This is a genomic window from Bacillus cytotoxicus NVH 391-98 (assembly GCF_000017425.1).
GTDB lineage: Bacteria > Bacillota > Bacilli > Bacillales > Bacillaceae_G > Bacillus_A > Bacillus_A cytotoxicus.
Window position 1 is genome coordinate 58,515 of the sequence record NC_009674.1, and the last position, 23,986, is coordinate 82,500.

The 23,986-nt window shown below is 36.4% G+C and carries 24 protein-coding genes and 2 tRNA genes; all 26 read left to right on the forward strand.

Features of this window, described 5'->3' with window-relative positions:
- Positions 1–54 precede the first annotated feature (54 nt).
- The 26 genes from spoVT (at position 55) to lysS (ending at position 23,854) form a co-directional block, all read left to right on the forward strand.
- Positions 55–591, forward strand: coding sequence for a stage V sporulation protein T (spoVT, locus tag BCER98_RS00300; RefSeq protein WP_011983193.1), 537 nt, complete (start codon positions 55–57; stop codon positions 589–591).
- 240 nt (positions 592–831) lie between these two features.
- Complete coding sequence (locus BCER98_RS00305; RefSeq protein WP_011983194.1) at positions 832–2,421, forward strand: putative polysaccharide biosynthesis protein; 1,590 nt, start codon at positions 832–834, stop codon at positions 2,419–2,421.
- A gap of 11 nt (positions 2,422–2,432) precedes the next feature.
- Positions 2,433–3,896, forward strand: a complete 1,464-nt coding sequence (gene yabN / locus BCER98_RS00310) for a bifunctional methyltransferase/pyrophosphohydrolase YabN (RefSeq protein WP_011983195.1) — start codon at positions 2,433–2,435, stop codon at positions 3,894–3,896.
- Between the two features lie 11 nt (positions 3,897–3,907).
- The gene (locus tag BCER98_RS00315; protein ID WP_011983196.1) at positions 3,908–4,183 is read left to right on the forward strand and encodes an RNA-binding S4 domain-containing protein; all 276 of its coding nucleotides are present in this window, start codon (positions 3,908–3,910) and stop codon (positions 4,181–4,183) included.
- Between the two features lie 59 nt (positions 4,184–4,242).
- Positions 4,243–4,551 (forward strand): sporulation protein YabP, encoded by a 309-nt coding sequence (yabP, locus tag BCER98_RS00320; protein WP_011983197.1) that lies wholly within the window; start codon positions 4,243–4,245, stop codon positions 4,549–4,551.
- A complete protein-coding gene (gene yabQ, locus BCER98_RS00325; RefSeq protein WP_041809349.1) occupies positions 4,548–5,201 on the forward strand; it encodes a spore cortex biosynthesis protein YabQ in 654 nt (217 codons plus the stop codon). The genes yabP and yabQ overlap by 4 nt, the downstream gene beginning before the upstream one ends.
- Positions 5,198–5,557 carry a cell division protein DivIC gene (gene divIC / locus BCER98_RS00330; RefSeq protein WP_011983199.1) on the forward strand — a complete coding sequence of 120 codons (360 nt, stop codon included), beginning with the start codon at positions 5,198–5,200 and terminating at the stop codon, positions 5,555–5,557. The genes yabQ and divIC overlap by 4 nt, the downstream gene beginning before the upstream one ends.
- Before the next feature lie 87 nt (positions 5,558–5,644).
- Positions 5,645–6,103 carry a S1 domain-containing RNA-binding protein gene (locus tag BCER98_RS00335; RefSeq protein ID WP_011983200.1) on the forward strand — a complete coding sequence of 153 codons (459 nt, stop codon included), beginning with the start codon at positions 5,645–5,647 and terminating at the stop codon, positions 6,101–6,103.
- Between the two features lie 166 nt (positions 6,104–6,269).
- A tRNA-Met gene (locus BCER98_RS00340) sits at positions 6,270–6,343 on the forward strand.
- 14 nt (positions 6,344–6,357) lie between these two features.
- Positions 6,358–6,429 (forward strand) — tRNA-Glu (locus BCER98_RS00345).
- Between the two features lie 252 nt (positions 6,430–6,681).
- Entirely contained in the window at positions 6,682–9,153 is a 2,472-nt protein-coding gene (gene spoIIE, locus BCER98_RS00350) for a stage II sporulation protein E (protein ID WP_041809352.1), read from the forward strand.
- A gap of 192 nt (positions 9,154–9,345) precedes the next feature.
- Positions 9,346–10,776: a tRNA lysidine(34) synthetase TilS gene (tilS, locus tag BCER98_RS00355; protein WP_011983202.1), complete on the forward strand. Its 1,431-nt coding sequence runs from the start codon at positions 9,346–9,348 to the stop codon at positions 10,774–10,776.
- Entirely contained in the window at positions 10,773–11,315 is a 543-nt protein-coding gene (hpt, locus tag BCER98_RS00360) for a hypoxanthine phosphoribosyltransferase (RefSeq protein ID WP_011983203.1), read from the forward strand. The genes tilS and hpt overlap by 4 nt, the downstream gene beginning before the upstream one ends.
- A gap of 85 nt (positions 11,316–11,400) precedes the next feature.
- Positions 11,401–13,320 (forward strand): ATP-dependent zinc metalloprotease FtsH, encoded by a 1,920-nt coding sequence (ftsH, locus tag BCER98_RS00365; RefSeq protein WP_011983204.1) that lies wholly within the window; start codon positions 11,401–11,403, stop codon positions 13,318–13,320.
- A 209-nt stretch (positions 13,321–13,529) separates the two neighbouring features.
- On the forward strand, positions 13,530–14,318 hold the full coding sequence (locus BCER98_RS00370) for a type III pantothenate kinase (RefSeq protein WP_011983205.1): 789 nt from the start codon (positions 13,530–13,532) through the stop codon (positions 14,316–14,318).
- Positions 14,319–14,321: 3 nt separating this feature from the next.
- Positions 14,322–15,197, forward strand: coding sequence for an Hsp33 family molecular chaperone HslO (hslO, locus tag BCER98_RS00375; RefSeq protein ID WP_011983206.1), 876 nt, complete (start codon positions 14,322–14,324; stop codon positions 15,195–15,197).
- Positions 15,198–15,315: 118 nt separating this feature from the next.
- Positions 15,316–16,239: a cysteine synthase A gene (cysK, locus tag BCER98_RS00380; protein ID WP_011983207.1), complete on the forward strand. Its 924-nt coding sequence runs from the start codon at positions 15,316–15,318 to the stop codon at positions 16,237–16,239.
- Between the two features lie 211 nt (positions 16,240–16,450).
- Entirely contained in the window at positions 16,451–17,848 is a 1,398-nt protein-coding gene (gene trpE / locus BCER98_RS00385) for an anthranilate synthase component I (protein ID WP_011983208.1), read from the forward strand.
- Positions 17,849–17,853: 5 nt separating this feature from the next.
- Positions 17,854–18,441: an aminodeoxychorismate/anthranilate synthase component II gene (gene pabA, locus BCER98_RS00390; protein WP_011983209.1), complete on the forward strand. Its 588-nt coding sequence runs from the start codon at positions 17,854–17,856 to the stop codon at positions 18,439–18,441.
- A complete protein-coding gene (gene pabC / locus BCER98_RS00395) occupies positions 18,435–19,292 on the forward strand; it encodes an aminodeoxychorismate lyase (RefSeq protein WP_011983210.1) in 858 nt (285 codons plus the stop codon). Before pabA ends, pabC begins: the two co-directional genes overlap by 7 nt.
- 16 nt (positions 19,293–19,308) lie before the next feature.
- The gene (gene folP, locus BCER98_RS00400; RefSeq protein WP_011983211.1) at positions 19,309–20,142 is read left to right on the forward strand and encodes a dihydropteroate synthase; all 834 of its coding nucleotides are present in this window, start codon (positions 19,309–19,311) and stop codon (positions 20,140–20,142) included.
- Positions 20,143–20,505, forward strand: a complete 363-nt coding sequence (gene folB, locus BCER98_RS00405) for a dihydroneopterin aldolase (protein ID WP_011983212.1) — start codon at positions 20,143–20,145, stop codon at positions 20,503–20,505. It begins immediately after the preceding gene.
- Entirely contained in the window at positions 20,502–21,017 is a 516-nt protein-coding gene (gene folK / locus BCER98_RS00410; RefSeq protein ID WP_011983213.1) for a 2-amino-4-hydroxy-6-hydroxymethyldihydropteridine diphosphokinase, read from the forward strand. The genes folB and folK overlap by 4 nt, the downstream gene beginning before the upstream one ends.
- Entirely contained in the window at positions 20,969–21,172 is a 204-nt protein-coding gene (locus BCER98_RS00415) for a helix-turn-helix domain-containing protein (protein WP_041809355.1), read from the forward strand. Before folK ends, BCER98_RS00415 begins: the two co-directional genes overlap by 49 nt.
- Positions 21,173–21,195: 23 nt before the next feature.
- Positions 21,196–22,194 carry a tRNA dihydrouridine synthase DusB gene (gene dusB / locus BCER98_RS00420; protein ID WP_011983215.1) on the forward strand — a complete coding sequence of 333 codons (999 nt, stop codon included), beginning with the start codon at positions 21,196–21,198 and terminating at the stop codon, positions 22,192–22,194.
- Between the two features lie 160 nt (positions 22,195–22,354).
- On the forward strand, positions 22,355–23,854 hold the full coding sequence (lysS, locus tag BCER98_RS00425) for a lysine--tRNA ligase (RefSeq protein ID WP_011983216.1): 1,500 nt from the start codon (positions 22,355–22,357) through the stop codon (positions 23,852–23,854).
- The last annotated feature ends 132 nt before the right edge of the window (positions 23,855–23,986 follow it).

Consider the following 23,986-nt stretch of genomic DNA (forward strand, 5'->3'; position numbering starts at 1 on the left):
TGAACAGGTAATTTCACCACTTTCATCATCAGTAGAAAGAGAGGCAGCATTAGAATGAAAGCAACTGGAATCGTACGTCGAATTGATGATTTAGGTAGGGTGGTAATTCCAAAAGAAATCCGTAGAACTTTACGTATTCGCGAGGGAGATCCACTAGAAATATTTGTTGATCGCGATGGAGAAGTGATTTTAAAAAAATATTCTCCAATTAGTGAATTAGGTGATTTTGCAAAAGAATATGCAGATGCTTTATATGATAGCTTAGGACATAATGTACTCGTATGTGATCGAGATTCCGTTATTGCTGTAGCGGGGGTATCTAAAAAAGAATACTTAAATAAAAGCATCGGTGATTTAATTGAAAGGATAATGGAAGAAAGAAAGTCTGTTATTATGACAGATGAAAGTGAAATTTCAATTATTGAAGGGGTAACTGAAAAGGCTCATTCTTATACGATTGGTCCTATTGTCGCCAATGGAGATCCAATTGGAGCTGTTATCATTTTCTCGAAGGATACAGTTATAACTGAGGTAGAGCATAAAGCTGTAGATACTGCTGCAGGCTTTTTAGCTAAGCAAATGGAGCAATAAGCAATATAACCATTTATAAATAATAACCTTTCCTAATTAGAATTTTTCCTTATTAGAAAATATAACTGTTGTGTGAAGATAAATATTTATAAAAAGGGTAGCTACTTTTGCTACCTTTTTTATATTCCTCGTATATTTATTATTTTTTATCCGCTCAGGATGAGATTGTTTCAAATAGAATTCTGCTTTTTTCTTTGTGATATAATACGGAAGATGAGAATAGAAAAGGAGTTTTCTCGTATGGAAGCGAAGAAGTATCAAGCCTTTTGGCGCGGGGCAATTATATTGACAGTTGCCAGTTTTGTTACAAAAGTGTTAAGCGCCTTTTACCGTATTCCATATCAAAATATAGCGGGGGATATCGGGTTTTATATTTATCAGCAGATTTACCCCTTTTATGGATTTTGCCTAATCCTAGCTACGTATGGTTTTCCAATCATTATTTCTAAGATGATAGCGGAACGTTTGGAACAAGGTAGGCGAAAGGAAGCAGAAGAAATCATTTGTGTTTCTTTTTGGTTCTTATTAGGAATTGGTAGCCTTGGCTTTTTCACTTTATTTTTTGGTGCTCATACTATTGCGTTAGTGATGGGAGATATACAACTATATAAATTGCTGAGAGTTATTTCGTTTTCGTTTTTATTGATGCCTTTTTTATCTGTAGCAAGAGGATACTTTCAAGGATTTAATGAGATGATGCCGACAGCTGTTTCGCAGGTAATGGAACAAAGTGTTCGTGTATCTATTATTGTATTGTTATCATTATTTCTTATAGCTCATGGATTTGATTTATATACAGTTGGGGCTGGAGCAATGTTTGGATCAGTTGCTGGTGGGCTGATTGGTATGATTATACTGCTTCTTTATATGCGCCAAGATTTCCAATCAATTTTCTTGCAAAGATGGAAAAGGATTCGAAATAAAAAAGCCATAATTCGTATGCTCTTTTGGCAAGGAATTGGTATTTGTGTAAGTAATTTAGTTTTAATTTTTATTCAAATGGCAGATTCCCTCTCTTTTTATACTTTGCTTATTCATGCTGGAGAACCAGCAGAAATCGCTAAAATGTTAAAAGGGGTTTATGATAGAAGTATTCCGTTAATGCAGCTTGGGACAGTTGTAACGACATCGTTCTCGCTTTCGCTTATTCCGCTTATTACAGCGGCAAGAACAAGAGGAGATTACGTATTTATTAGAGAAAAGGTAAAGTTGGCGATAAAAATAACGATTGTCATTGGACTTGCAGCAGCAGTTGGACTAGCTTGCATTATAAAGCCAACCAATATGATGTTATTTGAGAATAGTAATGGGTCAGGTGTATTAGCGATTTTAGCTATATCCATTTTATTTAGTTCATTATCTATTACAACTGCGTCTATTTTACAAGGATTAGGGCAAACGTTAAAGCCAGCGCTTTTTGTTGTACTAGGAAGTTGTTTAAAGGTAGTACTTAATTATATATTGATGCCATATATAGGAATAGCAGGGGCTGCGATTGCAACTGTACTAGCACTTCTTAGTATCGCATTGTTAAACGGTGGTTTACTTGTTCGAATTGTAGACGAAGCACTTATTGAAAAGCGGCAATTGACGAAAGTAATGATTAGCGGTATAGGTATGGCTGTTACATTGATGGTTTTTATAAATATATTTGAAAGCTTAGGTCATATGAGCCGAATTTTTGCATCAGTTGAGGCCTTATTAGGAGTAGGAGTTGGCGTTCTTATATACGGATTTTTCATTTTGAAAATGTCTGTTTTTACAAAAGAAGAACTGGGAACTTTTATGAAGCAAGATAAAATAAAAGATTCCTTGAAGAAGAGTGGATAGAGGTGACTTCTGTGAGTGGAGTAATTACAGTGTTAGGATTAGGAGCTGGTGAGTTAGACCAGCTAACAATGGGTGTATATAAAAAGATAAAAGAAGCATCGCATATGTATGTGCGCACAAAAGAACACCCTGTGATTGAAGAATTAGAAAAAGAAGGGATTCAGTACACAGCTTTTGATCATATATATGAAGCGCATGATACATTTGAAATTGTATATGAAACAATTGTAAAAGAACTGCTAGAAAAAGCGCAAAATACGGAAATTATTTATGCGGTACCCGGTCATCCGCTTGTTGCAGAAAGAACCGTTCAATTACTATTAGAAAAGGGAAAACAAGAGCAAGTTGAGATTCGGATTGAAGGTGGACAAAGCTTTCTCGATCCGATGTTTTCTAGCTTGAAAATTGATCCGATTGAGGGATTTCAATTTGTTGATGCTACCTCATTTGAACGCGGGCAATTGGAATTGCGACACCATTTGATTTTTTGTCAAGTATATGATGTATTCGTCGCATCGGATGTAAAGTTGACATTAATGGAAATGTTGCCTGATGAATATGAGGTATATATTGTAACAGCGGCAGGGACATCTTTTGAAGAAGTGAAAAAAGTACCGTTATATATGTTAGATCATGAGACAAGGCTGAACAATTTAACGAGTGTGTATGTACCTCCAGTGAAAGAACGGAAAGTGTTGTATCAACAATTCGATGTGCTGCGCGAAATTATTGCGGAACTTCGCGGGCCAAATGGTTGCCCTTGGGATAAAAAACAAACACATCAATCCTTAAAGAAATACTTAATAGAAGAAGCATATGAAGTATTAGAGGCAATTGATGAAGAAGACGATGATCACTTAGTTGAAGAGCTTGGTGATGTATTATTACAAGTTATGCTTCATGCTCAAATTGGAGAAGATGAAGGGTGGTTCTCTATCGATGACATCATTCAAACGCTATCTGAGAAAATGGTGCGTCGTCATCCGCATGTATTTGGTGAAGTAGATGTTAAAGATGAGGAGGACGTTCTTTCAAATTGGGAAGAAATTAAGAAGAAAGAAAAAGGAAATGTAAGAGAGTCTGTTTTAGCAGGCATACCGAAAGGCTTACCGCAACTAATGCGTGCTTATGAAATCCAAAAGAAGGCAGGGAAAGTTGGATTTGATTGGGCTGATGTTCAGCCGATGAAAGAGAAAGCACTAGAGGAATGGGAAGAGTTTCAACAAGAAGTAGAGAAAATGGATCGAGAAAAAATGTTAGGTGAGTTTGGTGATGTATTGTTTGCATTTGTTAATATAGCTCGCTATTATAATTTAAATCCAGAAGAAGCACTTCATGTTACAAATGAAAAATTTATGCGCCGCTTTTTATATATGGAAGCAAAAATAGCTGAGATGAATAAAGAAATACAACAATTCACATTAGAACAATTAGACGTTTTGTGGGAGGAAGCAAAACAAGTAGAGAATAAATAGGGGGAAATGAGATGCGCTTAGATAAATTTTTAAAAGTATCACGTTTAATTAAGAGAAGAACATTGGCAAAAGAAGTGGCAGATCAAGGACGAATTTCAATTAATGGACAAGTTGCAAAAGCAAGTTCAGTTGTGAAGGTAGAAGATGAACTTACAATTCGATTTGGTCAAAAAGTAGTAACTGTGAAAATAAATGAGTTAAAAGAAACGACGAAAAAAGAAGATGCTGCTAATATGTATACTGTCATTCGTGAAGAAAAAGTAAAAGCTGAAGAAGGCTTGTTCTAAATTTATTTCTCCCCTCATACATTACTATTAGCTAATATCAAGCTATGGGGGGATTCTTCGTGAATAATAGTTATTCAACTATATCTTCTAACCAGCAAAACGGGTCTGTAGAGCATGATATTATTATGCGTGGGAGACGTGTAATTGATATTACCGGTGTAAAACAAGTAGAGAGTTTTGATAGTGAAGAATTTTTGTTAGAGACTGTCATGGGGTTTTTAACGATTCGTGGTCAAAATTTGCAGATGAAAAATTTAGATGTTGAAAAAGGGATTGTATCTATTAAAGGGAAAATTTATGAGATGCTTTATATTGATGAGAATCAAGGGGAGAAAGCTAAAGGCTTCTTTAGTAAGTTGTTTAAATGAGTCTAACGGTGCAATTGTATACAATGCTTTCGATGATTGGGATGGGCGCTTGGATTGGTGCGTCTTTAGATACATACCAACGTTTCTTAAAACGCCAACAGCGTAAACGATGGATTGTATTTATGAATGATATACTATTTTGGATTGTCCAAGCACTATTTGTCTTTTATATATTATTACTTGTAAATGAAGCAGAACTGCGTGTTTATGTATTTGTTGCGTTACTATGTGGTTTTGCTGCATATCAAAGTCTACTGAAATCATTGTACATGAAGGTATTGAACTTTCTCATTTACATTTCTATGCAAATGATTCAATTTGCTATTCAAATGATTAAACAGCTCTTGATCAAGCCGGTTGTTGTCATGACGCAGCTTATGATTGCACTTATATTATTTTTATTTCGCATGCTACTTTCTGTCGGACATGTTTTATGGAAGTTCTTGACTTTAATCGTACTTTTTGTGTGGAAAGTTTTTTTCTGGCCTTTTCGATTTATTGCGTCACTCATATGGAAACTTCTCCCTAACCATGTTAAACTTTTTATAGAGAAATATGCGGGACTCCTAGAATATTTGAAGAAATGGAAAGAATATATTTTCAAGATATGGAGGCAGCTAAAACAGAAGTTAGGGGGACCTCGGAAATGAGGGAACTGAAACAAAGAGTGATTGAAAAAAAGAATCCAAATTCTGTAAGGGAACATATAATACAAACAAATGACAACAGGAAGCGACTTTATCGCCGTTTAACGGTTTTTCTTGTCTTTGCTTTTACAATTATTGTAAGTGTTAGTGTAACATTTTATCAGCAAAATAGTTCTATTAAAGCTCGAGAAGCAAAGGTTGAAGACATGAAGAAGGAATTGGAAGCATTAACGAAGGAAGAAAAAAAATTAAAAAGTGATATTCAAAAGTTGAATGATGAAGAGTATGTTTTAAAGATTGCTAGAAGGGATTATTTCTTCTCTGGAAAAGGAGAGATAATTTTTCCTGTTTCTAAGTAGAGTATGTCTTATTGACACTATATTTTAGGATTATATATAATAAAGTAAAATTTGACTTTTTAACCACTAAGGAGGAGCATTTTTTTTATGTCAATTGAGGTAGGCAGCAAGTTACAGGGTAAAGTAACAGGTATTACAAATTTTGGGGCTTTTGTGGAGCTGCCAGAAGGCTTAACAGGTCTTGTTCATATTAGTGAAGTTGCTGATAATTATGTAAAAGATATTAATGATCATTTAAAAGTTGGCGACGAAGTAGAAGTAAAAGTTATTAATGTTGAAAAAGATGGGAAAATTGGCCTGTCTATAAAGAAAGCTAAAGAACGTGAAAAAACTGAGGGCGATCGTCCACGCGGTGAACAACGTTCTGGACGTCCACAACGCAATCGCTCTTTTAACAGAGATAACCGTGGTAATGATAGCCGCAACCAGAAAGAAACGTTTGAGCAAAAAATGGCACGCTTTTTAAAAGATAGTGAAGATCGATTAACTTCTTTAAAGCGTAATACAGAATCTAAACGTGGTGGCCGAGGCGCGCGTCGCGGATAAAACCATTTTATTTCTAACATATAGAGAGGTGCCCGGGGTAATTTACTTAGGGCGCTTTTTTATATGAATATATTTGTGAAAAAAAGAATAAAAAACTTTTTCAAATATGTTGACTTTGAAATGAATTTGATATAAGATACTAATTGTCCGTTAAATAAGACGACATGGCGGTGTAGCTCAGCTGGCTAGAGCGTACGGTTCATACCCGTGAGGTCGGGGGTTCGATCCCCTCCGCCGCTATATTTTAATTTAACGGCCCGTTGGTCAAGTGGTTAAGACACCGCCCTTTCACGGCGGTAACACGGGTTCGAATCCCGTACGGGTCATATAAAAAAAGATCATGCAAATTTGCATGATCTTTTTTTTATAAATATATTCGATAATTCTACAAAAACACCATTTAATTTCAGGAAAAAATTTATTTTCTATTTTATTTTTTTGGCTATTTGTATATATATAGGTTTATTTTGAATAAAAAGTCGAACGATTATGAGGAGAATATCTGTTGTTTTGACAAAAATCCTAAACATCATCTTTTATAATGACAATAATTAAACTATGCAGGTGGTGTTAAAAATATGCCTAAAGCAGGACGGGATACAATGAATACAAGTGTATTAGCGATGGGTGATGGTCAGTTTAGCGCAATAAGGTGGACAAGTAAGGTGAGGATGAAGTTGGAGCATGTATTCTTTAGATGGGGGTTTGTAATCGTTTTAATCGGTTTTCTTTTAGGACGAGCATATATATTAACGAATATTTTACCATTCGCATTACCGTTTTTTGCTGCTGTATATGTAATGAAACGAGATAAGATGGCACTTGCGTTTTTAGCTCTTATGGGTGGAGCGCTTTCTGTTTCGATAGATAATTTACTTTTTACTTTTTCATCTATTTTTACTTTCTTCATTTATAATATCTTCTTTAAGCGATTTACACGCAAAACTGTTGGACTTGTACCATTTCAAGTTTTTATCTCCGCATTAACCGCACATCTTATTGTTGTTTATTTCGCACAACAAACAGTTACCATGTACGATTTGCTTGTAAGTACAATAGAAGCAGGACTTAGTTTTGTATTGACGATGATTTTTTTACAAAGCGTTCCGTTGTTAACAGAAAGAAGGGGAAAGCAACAAGCCTTAGAAACCGAAGAAATTGTTTGCTTGATTATATTATTAGCGTCTGTACTTACAGGTACAACAGATTGGTTTATTTATGACGCTTCTATTCAGCATATTTTTACGAGATATTTAGTATTATTGTTTGCTTTCGTTGCAGGAGCAGCGACTGGTTCAACAGTGGGTGTTGTAACTGGATTGATATTAAGTTTGGCGAATGTATCCAGCCTATCCCAACTTAGTTTATTAGCCTTTTCTGGATTGCTTGGAGGATTGTTAAGAGAAGGAAAGCGAATTGGAGTAAGTTTAGGGTTATTGATTGGTACAAGCTTAATTACATTGTATGTAGATAAACAAACAAGTATTATTACAACGTTAATAGAATCCGGTATAGCAATTGTGTTGTTTATGTTAACACCAAAAACAATAATAGATCGAATTGCTAAGTTTATGCCAGGGACACAAGAACATTCGCAGGATCAGCAGCAATATTTACGGAGAATGCGTGACGTTACAGCAAATAAAATTAATCAGTTTGCAAATGTATTTTCCGCATTGTCAAATAGTTTTTCGGTGTATGGATATGTAGGAGAAGAAGATAAAGAGGAAGAAGCAGATTTGTTTTTAAGTACCGTTACTGCGAAAACATGTCAAACTTGTTTTAAGAAAGATCAATGTTGGGTTGTGAATTTTGATAAGACGTACGATTATATGAAACAGATTATGGACGAAACCGAGGCTGGGGCACTTCAACATAATCGTAAATTAGTTCGTGAGTGGGACAAGTATTGTGTAAGAGGAAAGAAAGTGACGGATTTAGTAGGGAGTGAATTAGATCATTTTTATGAAGGGCAAAAATTGCGAAGACAAATGAAGGAAAATCGTAGAATTGTTGCGGAGCAGCTACTAGGTGTTTCAAAGGTCATGGAGGACTTTGCGAAAGAAATTCAGAAAGAAAGAGAGAATCATCAAGCACAAGAAGAACAAATTTTACAAGCATTACGAGATTTTGGTGTTGAGATAGAGCATGTGGATATTTATTGTTTAGATAGGGGAAGTATCGATATTGAAATGATGATTCCAGCTATGTCTAACGAGCATGGAGAATGCGAAAAGTTAGTTGCCCCGATGCTTTCTGATATTTTAAAAGAGAATATTGTTGTTAAACATGAAGAGCGATCTGCTTATCCAAATGGTCATAGTCTTATCTCATTTGGGTCTGCAAAAACATTTTCACTTGATACAGGACTTGCCACAGCAGCTAAGGGGGGAGGATTTGTATCTGGAGACTCTTATGCAATGATGGATTTAAGTGTAGGAAAATATGCTCTAGCCATAAGCGATGGAATGGGTAATGGACAAAGAGCTCATATGGAAAGTAAGGAGACGGTAAAACTACTACACAAAATATTGCAATCTGGTATTGATGAGGAGATTGCAATTAAAGCTATTAATTCGATTCTTTCTTTAAGAACAACTGAAGAAATGTTTACGACGCTTGATTTAGCTATGGTAGATTTGCGAGATGCGAGCGCTAAGTTTTTAAAAATTGGTTCAACACCAAGCTTTGTGAAGCGTGGAAATAACATTATAAAAATAGAAGCAAGTAATTTACCGATGGGGATTATTGAGGATGTTGAAGTAGATGTTGTAGGTGAACAACTAAAAACAGGGGATATTCTCATTATGATGAGCGATGGGATTTTCGAAGGGGCGCAACATGTTGAAAATCATGAAGTATGGATGAAGCGTAAAATTAAAGAGCTGCAAACAGATGATCCACAAGAGATTGCTGACATTATTATGGAAGAAGTCATTCGCTCGGGTGATGGGTATATTCATGATGATATGACAATTGTAGTTGCAAAGGTGAAGAAAAATATGCCAAAATGGGCTACAATTCCCATTGTAGGTATGCAGGCGCAATAGTAAATTGTCGTAAGGCCTAGAAGCTCTAGGCCTTTTTGTATGAGAGAAATATGGTTTTTATTGTAATAAAGGATGTAAGATAAAAAATGATTTTTGTACATCTTTTTTTTGCACAAAGTTTGTAAAAGTTGTACCATTATAATCAAGGTAAAGTATGTTATTGTTTGGCTTTAATGAAGGGTGAATGCGAAGTTGAAAAATTCATTTGTTGAAAAAGTGGATAGATTTGCAAAGCAGCATGGTGTATTAGAGGAACATTCAACCATTGTTGTAGGAGTTTCAGGAGGACCTGACTCCTTAGCTCTACTATATTATTTGTTAGAAAAAAGAGAAGCGAAGAATTTAACAATTGTTGTCGCGCATGTAGATCATATGTTTAGAGGAGATGAATCCTACGAAGATTTACAATTTGTAGAAAATCTTTGCCATGAACTTGGGATTCTTTGTGAAACGATAAGAATTAATGTTTTGCAATATCAACAGCAACATGGAATGAATGCGCAGGTAGCTGCAAGGGAATGTCGATATGCATTTTTGGAAAGAATAATGAGGAAATATGATGCAGGATATGTCGCGCTTGGTCATCATGGAGATGATCAAGTAGAAACGATTCTGATGCGTCTCGTGCGCGGGAGTACTCCGCAAGGATATGCTGGTATTGCTGTGAAGCGCCCTTTTCATAATGGATATTTAATTAGGCCTTTATTGGCAGTGACAAAGGAAGAAATTTTAGATTACTGCGACCAGTTAGGCATTATGCCGCGTATAGATTCAAGTAATAAAAAAGAAGTATATACAAGAAATCGACTACGTAAGTATGTTTTGCCTTATTTAAAAGAAGAAAATCCTCAGGTGCATGAGCACTTTCAAAAATTTAGTCAGCTTATGCAAGAGGATGAGGCCTATTTGCAGGAATTAGCTTTTGAAAAGATGAATAAAGTAATTACGAAAAAAAGTGATAAATATCTTGTCTTATCAATTCCTGCCTTTGAATCCTTGTCTATGCCTTTACAAAGGAGAGGGATTCAACTAATATTAAACTATCTTTATGAATATAAGATTCCATCTTCGCTTTCTTCTATACATATTGACAAAGTAATTGCGTTTTTCAAACGGATACAACCATCAGGATCGCTAGATTTCCCAGAAGGTTTAAAAATTGTTCGTTCATATGAAGAATGCAGTTTCCGATTTGAACAAGAAATTGTTACCCCTTTTTCTGAAGTTTTATCCATACCTGGTGCAGTTACATTAGCGAATGGAGATAAGCTTATAGCAGAAGTAATAGAGGAAATACCGAGTGACATGAATGAAATGGTATTTGTCGCTAAGTATAATGATATGTCATATCCTCTTTTGGTTCGCTCTCGAGAAAATGGAGATCGTATGTCAATACAAGGTATGAGCGGCACAAAAAAGATAAAAACTATCTTTATCGAAGCGAAAGTACCAAAGGAAAAAAGAGAAGAATGGCCGATTGTTTGTGATGCAAGTGGAAACATTATTTGGGTTCCCTTGTTGAAACGATCTGCATTTGCTATTTCGCCAAAAGTAGCAAACAAAGATAAATATATAATTATTCACTACAAAAGCAAGGAGTCTTCCGGGAGGATAATGAAATGATGAATCAAGATATTGAAAAAGTATTAATTTCTGAGGAGCAAATACAGAAAAAGGTGCGCGAACTAGGTGCAATCATTGCGGAGGAGTATAAGAATACCGTACCTCTTGCAATCGGTGTATTAAAAGGGGCAATGCCTTTTATGGCAGATTTATTAAAGAGAACAGATACATATCTTGAAATGGATTTTATGGCTGTATCTAGTTACGGTCATTCTACAGTTTCAACAGGTGAAGTGAAGATTTTGAAAGACCTTGATACTTCTGTAGAAGGTCGCGATATTTTAATCGTTGAAGATATTATTGATAGCGGTCTGACATTAAGCTACTTAGTAGATTTATTCAAATATCGTAAAGCAAAATCTGTAAAAATTGTTACGCTTCTAGATAAGCCAACTGGTCGAAAAGTAGACCTTAAAGCGGATTATGTTGGATTTACTGTTCCACATGAATTTGTTGTAGGCTACGGTTTAGATTATAAAGAGCAATATCGTAATCTGCCTTATGTAGGAGTATTAAAACCAAATGTTTACTCAAATTAATTAAATACAGGCGTTATAATTGTATAGGAAAGTTTTTCTATGTTACGATTTACTATAGTGTTTATGCCGTGAGAGGAGGTTAGGAATGAATCGTATCTTCCGTAATACCATCTTTTATTTACTGATATTCTTAGTAGTAATTGGAATCGTGAGCTTTTTCAATGGTTCAACGCAAAAAACGACGTCAGTTAGCTACGACAAATTCATTGCTAGACTTGAACAAGGTGAAGTGCGTAATGTGCAACTTCAACCAAAAAATGGTGTATTTGAAGTAAAAGGACAATTCACTAACTCTAGTCAAGGTGAACAATTCGTTACTTATGCACCTAATACTGAGGAATTACAAAAGAAAATTAATGAGAAGGTGAAAGGAGTAGAAGTGAAGTATCAACCAGCAGAAGAAACAAGTGCTTGGGTGACATTCTTTACTTCAATCATTCCGTTTGTTATTCTCTTCATTTTATTCTTCTTCTTACTAAACCAAGCACAAGGCGGCGGTAGTCGTGTTATGAACTTTGGTAAAAGTAAGGCGAAGTTATATAATGACGAAAAGAAAAAAGTACGCTTCAGAGATGTAGCTGGAGCTGACGAAGAAAAGCAAGAACTTGTTGAGGTTGTTGAATTCTTGAAAGATCCTCGTAAGTTCGCTGAAGTAGGTGCTCGTATTCCGAAAGGGGTTCTATTAGTTGGACCTCCAGGTACTGGTAAAACATTGCTTGCACGTGCTGTTGCAGGTGAAGCTGGCGTGCCATTCTTCTCTATTAGTGGTTCTGATTTCGTAGAGATGTTCGTTGGTGTCGGTGCTTCTCGTGTGCGTGATTTATTTGAAAATGCAAAGAAAAATGCACCTTGTATCATTTTTATTGATGAAATTGATGCAGTAGGTCGTCAACGTGGCGCGGGTCTTGGCGGTGGTCATGATGAGCGTGAACAAACGTTAAACCAACTTCTTGTAGAAATGGATGGATTCGGTGCGAATGAAGGTATTATTATCATCGCCGCGACAAACCGTCCAGATATTCTTGACCCAGCGTTATTACGTCCAGGACGTTTTGACCGTCAAATTACAGTGGATCGTCCAGATGTGAATGGACGTGAAGCAGTATTGAAAGTACATGCTCGTAATAAACCGCTTGATGAAGATATCGATTTAAGAGCGATTGCAACTCGTACGCCAGGATTCTCTGGTGCAGATCTTGAGAACTTATTAAACGAAGCGGCATTAGTGGCTGCGCGTCAAAATAAGAAGAAAATTGACATGTCTGATATTGATGAAGCAACGGATCGAGTTATTGCAGGTCCAGCTAAGAAAAGTCGTGTTATTTCTGAAAAAGAACGAAATATTGTTGCCTTCCACGAAGCAGGACACACTGTCATTGGTGTTGTGCTGGATGAGGCAGATATCGTTCATAAAGTAACAATTGTTCCTCGCGGTCAAGCTGGTGGATACGCAGTAATGCTTCCAAAAGAAGATCGTTATTTCATGACAAAACCAGAATTGCTTGATAAGATTACCGGTTTACTTGGTGGTCGAGTGGCTGAGGAAATTGTATTTGGTGAAGTAAGTACAGGAGCTCATAACGATTTCCAACGTGCGACTGGTATTGCTAGACGTATGGTAACAGAATTTGGTATGAGTGATAAGTTAGGTCCAATGCAATTTGGTAGTTCGCAGGGTGGTCAAGTGTTCTTAGGAAGAGACTTCCATTCTGAGCAAAACTATAGTGATGCAATTGCACATCAAATTGATATGGAAATGCAAAACATTATGAAAGAATGTTATGCTCGTGCAAAACAAATCCTAACTGAAAAACGAGATAAGCTTGATATTATCGCTAAAACGTTACTTGAAGTAGAAACGTTAGATGCGGAGCAAATCAATCATTTATATGAACATGGCACTTTACCTGAGCGTAAAAAATCATCTGAAAGTGATGTAAAGGTAAACATTACGATGAAAAAAGATGATGAAAATGCAGAGGATGAAGGTGAAACGAAGGAGTGACGATTGTCACTCCTTTTTATTTTGGATATGTGACCATACAGGTACATATATTTTAGAGTTGCGCATATTAAAAATTGAAATGATGAACAATCTTTTTGTAAAATGGGGAAGATGGAGAAGCCGACTATATGGGTATGTGTGATATGATGGCATTATAAGTTTTGTACATACTACACAAATATAGATTAAATAAGATAAGTGGTGAGAATATGATTTTTGTATTGGATGTAGGGAATACAAATGCGGTACTTGGCGTGTTTGAGGAAGGAAAACTTTGTCAGCATTGGCGTATGGAAACAGACCGTCATAAAACAGAAGATGAATATGGCATGCTGATAAAGCAACTTCTTGAGCATGAAGGTCTTTCCTTTGGAGATATAAAAGGGATTATTGTTTCTTCTGTTGTACCACCAATTATGTTTGCTTTAGAGCGTATGTGTGAGAAGTATTTTAAAATTAAACCGCTTGTAGTAGGCCCAGGAATCAAAACAGGCTTAAATATAAAATATGAGAACCCGCGTGAAGTTGGGGCGGATCGCATTGTAAATGCTGTAGCTGGTATTCAATTATACGGAAGCCCACTTATTATTGTTGATTTTGGTACAGCTACTACATATTGCTATATTAACGAAGAGAAACATTATATGGGTGGTGTGATTACACCTGGAATTATGATTTCTGCAGAAGCTTTATATAGCCGAGCTGCCAAGCTTCCTCGTATTGAAATAACAAAACCAAGTAGCATTGTTGGTAAAAATACTGTAAGTGCAATGCAAGCGGGAATTCTTTATGGGTATGTTGGACAAGTAGAAGGTATTGTGAAGCGTATGAAAGAAGAAGCTAAGCAAGAACCTACTGTAATTGCGACAGGAGGATTAGCAAAATTGATTGCTGAAGAATCTAATGTAATTGATATTGTCGATCCATTTTTAACATTAAAAGGTTTATACATGTTATATGAGCGTAATGCAATTTTACAACATGAGAAAGGTGAATAAATTATGAAAGATTATTTAGTAAAAGCGTTAGCGTTTGATGGGGAAGTCCGTGCATATAGTGTGCGTACAACAAATATGGTCAGTGAAGCGCAAAGACGACATGATACATGGAGAACAGCTTCTGCTGCACTTGGGCGTTCTTTGACAGCTGGTGCAATGATGGGGGCCATGTTAAAAGGGGAGCAAAAATTAACAATTAAAGTAGAGGGGAATGGCCCAATTGGTCCGATTGTCATCGATGCGCATGCGAATGGTGATGTGCGCGGATATGTAACAAATCCACATGTTGATTTTGAATCAACAGAACAAGGGAAATTGAGAGTATATCAAGCGGTAGGTACAGAAGGGAATGTAACAGTAATTAAAGATATCGGTATGCGTGAACCGTTTATTGGACAGTCTCCGATTGTATCAGGTGAACTAGGAGAAGATTTTACGTATTATTTTGCTGTCTCTGAACAAACTCCTTCTTCAGTAGGGGTTGGTGTTCTTGTGAATGGTGATGATAGTATATTAGCAGCGGGCGGTTTCATTTTGCAAATTATGCCGGGAGCGCAAGAAGAGACAATTTCATTTATTGAAGAGCGTCTAAAAAAAATCCCTCCTGTTTCAACAATGATTGAAAAAGGACTTTCTCCTGAAGGGATTTTAAATGAGATATTAGGAGAAGAAAACGTAAAAGTGTTAGAAACGATGGACGTACAATTTAATTGTACATGTTCACGAGAGCGTATTGAAAGTGTGCTGATTAGTTTAGGTAAGGCAGAATTAGAACAAATACGTGGGGAAGAAGAGGAAACTGAAGTACATTGTCATTTTTGCAATGAGCGATATAAATTTTCTAAAGATGATATTAAACAGTTAATTGAAACACTATAATATGAGTAATATATAGAGATAACATGTTGTTTAAATAGATTGACAAATGAAGAATTTTCTGACAAGATATTAATGTGGAGAAAACCAATAAAAATACTCGGTGTTAGGAGTGACAGGAATGCGAGTGGCACAATCAGTTTCAGAATTAATCGGGAAAACGCCGATCGTTAAGTTGAACCGCATCGTAGAGCAAGACAGTGCAGATATATATTTAAAATTAGAATTTATGAATCCTGGAAGTAGCGTGAAAGATCGTATTGCATTATCTATGATCGAAGCTGCTGAGAAAAAAGGTTTATTAAAAGAAGGCGATACAATCATTGAGCCAACAAGTGGTAACACAGGGATTGGCTTAGCGATGGTGGCAGCTGCAAAAGGATATAAAGCAATTTTAGTAATGCCGGAGACAATGAGTATGGAACGCCGTAATTTACTTCGAGCTTACGGGGCAGAATTGGTACTAACTCCAGGTTCAGAAGGAATGGGTGGCGCAATTCGTAAGGCGACGGAATTAGCAAAAGAGAACGGTTATTTCATGCCACAACAATTCCAAAATCCAGCAAACCCAGAAATTCATCGTTTAACAACAGGTCCAGAAATTGTTGAGCAGATGGGTGACCAATTAGATGCATTTATCGCAGGAATTGGTACTGGCGGCACAATTACTGGTGCTGGGGAAGTATTAAAAGAAACGTATAAAGACATTAAAATTTATGCAGTCGAGCCAGCAGACTCTCCTGTACTATCGGGTGGAAAACCAGGTCCACATAAAATCCAAGGAATTGGAGCTGGATTTGTTCCGGAAACATTGGACGTAGAAATATATGATGATATCATTCAAGTGAAGACAGAACAAGCATTTGAATATGCAAGAAAAGTAGCTCGTGAAGAAGGGATTTTAGTCGGTATTTCTTCAGGTGCTGTTATTTATGCTGCAACAGAAGTTGCGAAAAAACTTGGTAAAGGGAAAAAGGTTCTTGTGGTCATTCCAAGTAACGGTGAACGCTATTTAAGTACCCCTCTTTACCAATTTGAATCATAATTTGTGTTGCTAGAAAAAAGCATTCCTGAAAAGGGATGCTTTTTTCTTTTGGAAATAGGAAAAGAGTGAATGACTAGAAAACTTCATGTAAAATAAGTAGTAAAGTTATTTTATTTTCATTAGCTCTCATGGATGAGTGTTTCATATCAGTTATTGGTGATTTGAGATAATCAGACTAGGGGAGTGGGATAAAAGAAGATGGGGTGTTGATATGCAGCAAAGGAAATCTTTGGCGCTCTCTATTCCATATCATTTTGATTTCTTTAAGCAATATAAGTTTCTCTCTCAGTACAAGACGCAACATATTTTGTTAGAAAGTGGGCGCGGAGGTCGCTATAGTATTGTAGGACTCGATCCTGTAGCGGTCATTCGTGGGAAGAATGAAACGTTGCATATAAGTGAAAATGGTAAGGAAACAATAGAATATGGGAATCCATTAAATTTAATGCAAAAATATATGGAGCAATGGAAAACAGATCACAATCCAGATTATCCGCCATTTCAAGGGGGGGCAATCGGATATTTTAGTTATGATTGTATTCGTTACATTGAGAAATTGCCTTCAATTGCAAAGGATGATGTGGATATACCTGACATATTCTTTCTATTATTTGATGATGTGTTTGTATACGATCATCATGAAAAGGTATTATGGATTATTACGCATTATGTAGAGGAACGTGAAAATGCAGAACAACGCTTGAGAGATTGGGAAGAACTTTGGATGAAGGAAGCCCCTCAAGTGAAAATTCCATTTGAAAGCCAGGCAAACGAAAAAGAAGTTGTAGCTTTCACAGAAGAAGGATTTATACATGCGGTTGAGCGTATTCAAGAGTATATTGGAGCAGGAGATGTGTTTCAAGTGAACCTTTCTACAAGACAAGAAAAAACACTGCAAACACACCCTTTTGAAATTTATACAAGCTTAAGGGAAATCAATCCATCCCCATACATGGGGTACTTAGAACTTGGGGATTTTCAAATTGTGAGCGGCTCACCGGAATTATTAATTAAAAAACAAGGAAATAAGGTGAGTACAAGACCGATTGCAGGAACACGTTCTCGCGGGGATAATGAACAAGAAGATGAAAGATTAGCGAAGGAGCTCATTGAAAATGAAAAAGAACGTGCAGAACATGTAATGCTTGTTGACTTAGAACGGAATGATTTAGGAAGAGTTTGTGAGTATGGGACAGTTGAAGTGGATGAATTTATGGTAATTGAAAAATACTCGCATGTTATGCATATTGTTTCGAATGTTCGCGGTTTAGTGAGTGAAGATAAGGATGCTTTTGATTTAGTAAGAGCTGTATTTCCTGGTGGTACCATTACGGGAGCGCCTAAAATACGTACAATGGAAATTATAGAAGAGTTAGAACCTGTAAGACGCGGTATTTATACAGGATCAATAGGTTGGATAGGGTACTCTGGAGATATGGAATTAAATATTGTGATTCGAACGTTGCTTGCAAAAGATGGTCAAGCATATGTACAAGCTGGAGCGGGAATTGTCATTGATTCAAGTCCGAAGAATGAGTATAAAGAATCGTTGAAAAAAGCAATCGCTTTATGGCGTGCGAAAGAACGTAGTGAAGAAACGGTTAGGTGAGAGAAATGATATTAATGATCGATAATTATGATTCTTTTACATTTAATTTAGTGCAGTTTCTTGGAGAGCTTGGACAAAAACTTGTCGTAAAGCGTAATGATGAAATTACCATTGCGGATATTGAGAATATGAAACCTGATTTTTTAATGATTTCACCTGGTCCTTGTAGTCCGAATGAAGCTGGTATTAGTATGGCAGTTATTAAACATTTTGCTGGGAAAATTCCTATTTTCGGTGTGTGTTTAGGACATCAATCAATTGCACAAGTATTTGGAGGAGAAGTCGTTCGTGCGGAACGTTTCATGCATGGGAAAACTTCACAAATGTATCATGATGAAAAAACAATCTTTTCTGATATTCCCAATCCATTTACAGCAACTCGTTATCATTCTTTAATTGTAAAGAAAGAGACATTGCCTGAATGTTTAGAAGTAACTTCTTGGACAGAAGAAGGAGAGATTATGGCGCTTCGTCACAAGACATTGCCGATTGAAGGCGTGCAGTTTCATCCGGAATCGATAATGACTTCTCATGGAAAAGAGCTATTGGAAAACTTTATTCAGAAATATAGCTCGAGTGCAGTGTCATGTTAATTTATGTGAATGGTACATATGTAGAAGATACGGAAGCGAAAATCTCTCCGTATGATCACGGGTACCTGTATGGACTTGGTGTTTTTGAGACATTTCGCATTTATAATGGGCATCCGTTTCTATTAGATGATCATTATGAACGTTTAATGGATGCTCTTGCTGCTCTGCAAATCGAATGGGATATGAAGAAAGGAGATATGCTTACTATCCTTAAAGAGTTGCTTTTAAGGAACGAATTAAAGCATGCTTATATTCGTTTTAATGTATCAGCTGGTATAGATGAAATAGGATTACAAACAGGCGTATACAAAAATCCATCTGTCATTGTATTTATCAAACCTTTAACCCCTCCAGATATAGTAGTAGAAAAGGAAGGGGTTATTTTAAAACAGGTGCGAAATACACCAGAGGGAAATTTCCGTTTGAAATCGCATCATTATTTAAATAATATTTTAGGAAAACGTGAAATTGGCAATGCAACGAATAGAGAAGGAATCTTCTTTACGAAGGAAGGTTACGTAGCAGAAGGAATTGTTTCAAATATTTTCTTTGTAAAAGAAGGAGCTTTATATACGCCTTCTCTTCATACAGGAATTCTAAATGGAATTACTCGTGCATTTATTATAAAAGTTGCCCAAATGTTAAATATAAAAGTAAAAGAAGGCTTATTTACAAAAGAAGAATTACTTACAGCGGAAGAAGTGTTTGTAACAAATTCGATTCAAGAAATTGTGCCGCTTCTCCATATAGAAGGAAGAGATTTCCCGGGGAAAGAGGGAGAGATTACAAAAAAATTAATTGGTGTATATGAGATGCATAGAGAGAATCTTTGGAGCCGAAATGAATTGTAGAGGGGAGATATAGAACTTGAAATGGAACTATGATTTGCGCTGTGGTGAATATACATTAAATTTAAATGAAAAAACATTAGTCATGGGGATTTTGAATGTAACACCAGATTCATTCTCTGATGGCGGAAGTTATAATGAATTAGAAACAGCTGTTCGCCATGCGAAGGAAATGGTGAGTTCTGGTGCGGATTTAATTGATATAGGTGGAGAATCAACGCGCCCAGGCTTTGCAAAAGTTTCAGTAGAAGAGGAATTAGCACGTGTATTACCCGTTATACAAGCTGTTTCGAAGAAAGTGAATGTGCCTATTTCTATTGATACTTATAAAGCAGAGGTAGCAAAGCAGGCTATTGAAGCTGGAGCTCACATTATTAATGATATTTGGGGAGCGAAAGCGGAGCCGAAAATCGCAGAAGTAGCAGCTCATTATGATGTACCGATTATTTTAATGCACAATCGTGATCATACAAATTATCGTAATGTAATGTCCGATATGATTGCAGATTTATATGAGAGTGTTAAGATTGCGAAAAATGCAGGCGTACGTGATGAAAACATTATTTTAGATCCAGGTATTGGTTTTGCTAAAACACCTGAACAAAATTTAGAAGTTATGCGTAATTTAGAGCAATTGAATGTATTAGGGTATCCGGTTCTTCTTGCAACTTCAAGGAAGTCTTTTATCGGACATGTTTTAGATTTACCGGTAGAAGAGCGTATTGAAGGAACGGGAGCATCAGTTTGCCTTGGGATTGCTAAAGGTTGTGAAATGATTCGTGTTCATGATGTGAAAGAAATGGCCCGTATGGCAAAGATGATGGATGCAATGATTGGCAAGGGGGGAAAGTGATTGGATAAAATTTATATTCATGATATGGAATTTTACGGCTATCACGGGGTGTTTCCGGAAGAGAATAAATTAGGACAAAGATTTAAGGTAGATTTAACGGTAGAACTAGATTTAAAAAAAGCTGGTGAAAGTGACAACTTAGAGCATTCTGTCAATTATGGAAAGCTGTTTGAATTGTGTAGACAGATTGTAGAAGAACGAACATATAAACTTGTGGAAAGTATAGCGGAAAATATAGCTGCAAATATATTGGAACAGTATGGAAGTGTGATGCGTTGCACAGTAAAAGTTATCAAACCTGATCCTCCCATACCAGGACATTATCGTTCTGTAGCGGTAGAAATAACGAGAGAACGAACATGAAAAATACAGTTTATATTGCTTTAGGATCGAATATTGGTGATCGCTATACGTACTTAACGCAAGCGGTTGATTTATTGGATAAGAATTCTAATGTTCAAGTGGAAGATGTTTCTTCAGTCTATGAAACAGACCCAGTGGGATATACAGATCAAAATCGCTTTTTAAATATAGTCATAAAAATTTCTACCAATTTATTGCCGCAAGAACTATTAACAGTAACACAAAAGATTGAGAATGAATTAGGAAGAAAAAGGGAGATAAGATGGGGTCCAAGGACCATCGACCTTGACATTCTACTTTATAATCAAGACAATATTGAAACAGAGAATCTTATTGTTCCGCATCCGCGGATGTTTGAAAGAGCTTTTGTTATCGTTCCGTTGTTAGAAATTAATCAAGATATAGAACAAAATATTTCACGTTCACAAGTAGAAGAAATGAAAAGGCGAGAGGGAGTAACGGTATGGAAGCAGAAAAATGGGGAAGACGCATTCGTGCTTTTCGGAAGTTGAAAGGTTATACGCAAGAAAGCTTTGCGAAGGAATTAGGGGTATCTGTATCAGTTTTAGGAGAAGTTGAGAGAGGGAATAGATCACCTTCTCAAGATTTTGTTGTAGAAGTTGCAAAGACATTGAACATTTCAATAGATGAGTTAATGCCAAAGTAAGGATAATGAAAGGGGCTAGTCGAGTGTTAAAGATTGCAAACATTGAGATGAAGAACCCAGTGGTACTAGCACCGATGGCGGGAGTATGCAATTCTGCATTCCGTTTAACAGTTAAGGAATTTGGTGCGGGATTGGTATGTGCTGAAATGGTAAGTGACAAGGCCATTTTATTTAATAATAAAAGAACATTAGATATGTTATATATTGATGAGAGAGAAAAGCCGCTAAGTCTACAAATTTTTGGCGGCGAGAAAGAGACGCTTGTTGAGGCTGCAAAATATGTAGATCAAAATACAACGGCGGATATTATTGATATTAATATGGGGTGTCCAGTTCCGAAAATTACAAAATGTGATGCGGGAGCAAAGTGGCTTTTAGACCCAAATAAAATATATGAAATGGTAGCAGCAGTTGTTGATGCGGTGGAAAAACCAGTTACGGTTAAAATGCGTATTGGCTGGGATGAAGATCATATCTTCGCAATTGAAAATGCTAGAGCGGTTGAACGTGCGGGAGGTCAAGCTGTAGCAGTTCATGGACGCACGCGTGTTCAAATGTACGAGGGTAAAGCAGATTGGGATATTATTAAACAAGTGAAACAAGCGGTGAATATTCCTGTTATCGGTAATGGTGATGTGGAAACTCCGCAAGATGCTAAGCGTATGCTAGATGAAATTGGTGTAGATGGGGTTATGATTGGGCGTGCAGCGCTTGGAAATCCGTGGATGATTTATCGTACTGTGAAGTATTTAGAAACTGGAGAATTAATGCCAGAACCAACAGCGCGTGAGAAAGTTGATGTATGTATGCTACATTTAGATCGTCTCATCGATTTAAAGAATGAGCATATTGCAGTACGCGAAATGAGGAAGCATGCAGCTTGGTATTTAAAAGGTGTTCGCGGAAATGCGAGAGTGCGCAATGGGATCAATGCTTGTAATACTCGTGAAGATCTTGCTTCACTATTAGGTGCATTTGTAGAAGAGGTAGAAGCGAAACAAGAAAATATTCATATCAGTTGAGAAGCGAGAGGGAATGATTGACATTCTGTCTTTTGCTTCCTATAATTACGTGAAAGAAAGAAGAACTGTCAGTTACTTACTGGCAGTTTTTCTAGTTGGATAGAAAATGATATACTGTATATATTGTAAAATTAAATAGAGCTGGAGTGATATCAATACCATGGATAACATGAACCATGAAGAATTAAACGACCAATTACTTGTTCGTCGTGAGAAACTACATAACTTACGTGAACAAGGTATCGATCCATTTGGTAAACGTTTTGAACGTACACATTCATCAAAAGAGTTACTGAACTTGTATGGAGAGTTCTCTAAAGAAGAATTAGAGGAAAAAGCAATTTCTGTTTCTATTGCTGGGCGCATTATGACAAAGCGCGGTAAAGGGAAAGCTGGTTTTGCGCATATTCAAGATTTACATGGACAAGTTCAAATTTACGTTCGTAAGGATGCCGTTGGAGATGAAGAATATGAATTGTTTAAAACGGCTGATTTAGGTGACTTAGTCGGAATTGAAGGGAAAGTTTTCAAAACAAATGTTGGAGAACTTTCTGTAAAAGCAACATCATTTACTTTATTAACGAAATCTCTTCGTCCACTTCCGGATAAATACCATGGATTGAAAGATATTGAGCAACGTTATCGTCAACGTTACTTAGATCTAATCACAAGTATGGAGAGTCGCGAAACATTTGTTACTCGCAGTAAAATCATCCGTGAAATGAGAAGATATCTGGATGATAATGGCTATCTTGAGGTAGAAACACCAATGATGCATACAATTGCAGGTGGTGCATCTGCTCGTCCGTTCATTACGCATCATAATGCATTAGATATGGAATTATATATGCGTATTGCAATTGAGTTGCATTTAAAACGTCTTATTGTAGGCGGCCTAGAAAAAGTATATGAAATTGGCCGTGTTTTCCGTAATGAAGGTGTATCAACACGTCATAATCCAGAATTTACAATGATTGAATTATATGAAGCGTATGCTGACTATAAAGATATTATGAAACTAACAGAAAATATGATTGCTCATATTGCGAAGCGAGTGTTGGGTACAACAACAATCCAATATGGTGAACATGAAATTAATTTAGAACCAGAATGGACGCGTCTTCATATGGTAGATGCAATTAAACAATATTGTGGAGTGGACTTCTGGAAACCAATGAGCGTGGAAGAAGCGCGTGCATTAGCGAAAGAACATGATGTAGAAATTAAAGATACAATGGAAGTTGGTCACATCATTAACGAATTCTTTGAACAAAAAGTAGAAGAAAAGTTAATTCAACCTACATTTATCTACGGGCATCCAGTAGAAATTTCGCCTCTTGCGAAAAAGAACGATGAGGATTCACGATTTACAGATCGTTTTGAACTATTCATTGTTGCACGCGAACATGCAAATGCATTTACTGAATTAAATGATCCAATCGATCAGAAAGAACGTTTTGAAGCTCAATTAAAAGAGCGTGAACAAGGAAATGATGAGGCGCATATGATGGACGATGATTATATCGAAGCTCTTGAATATGGTATGCCTCCTACTGGTGGATTAGGTATTGGTATTGATCGCCTTGTTATGCTATTAACAAATTCACCATCTATCCGTGATGTATTGTTATTCCCTACAATGCGTCATAAACAAGACTAAGCTTTGGAGATTTCTCCAAAGCTTTTTTTAATCCTACTATTTATAGAGAGTAAGATCTCTTATCTTAAGATTTAAAAAGAAATGAGAAAGGTATTTTTATATAGTGGATTGGTATTGATTTTATATTTTTTT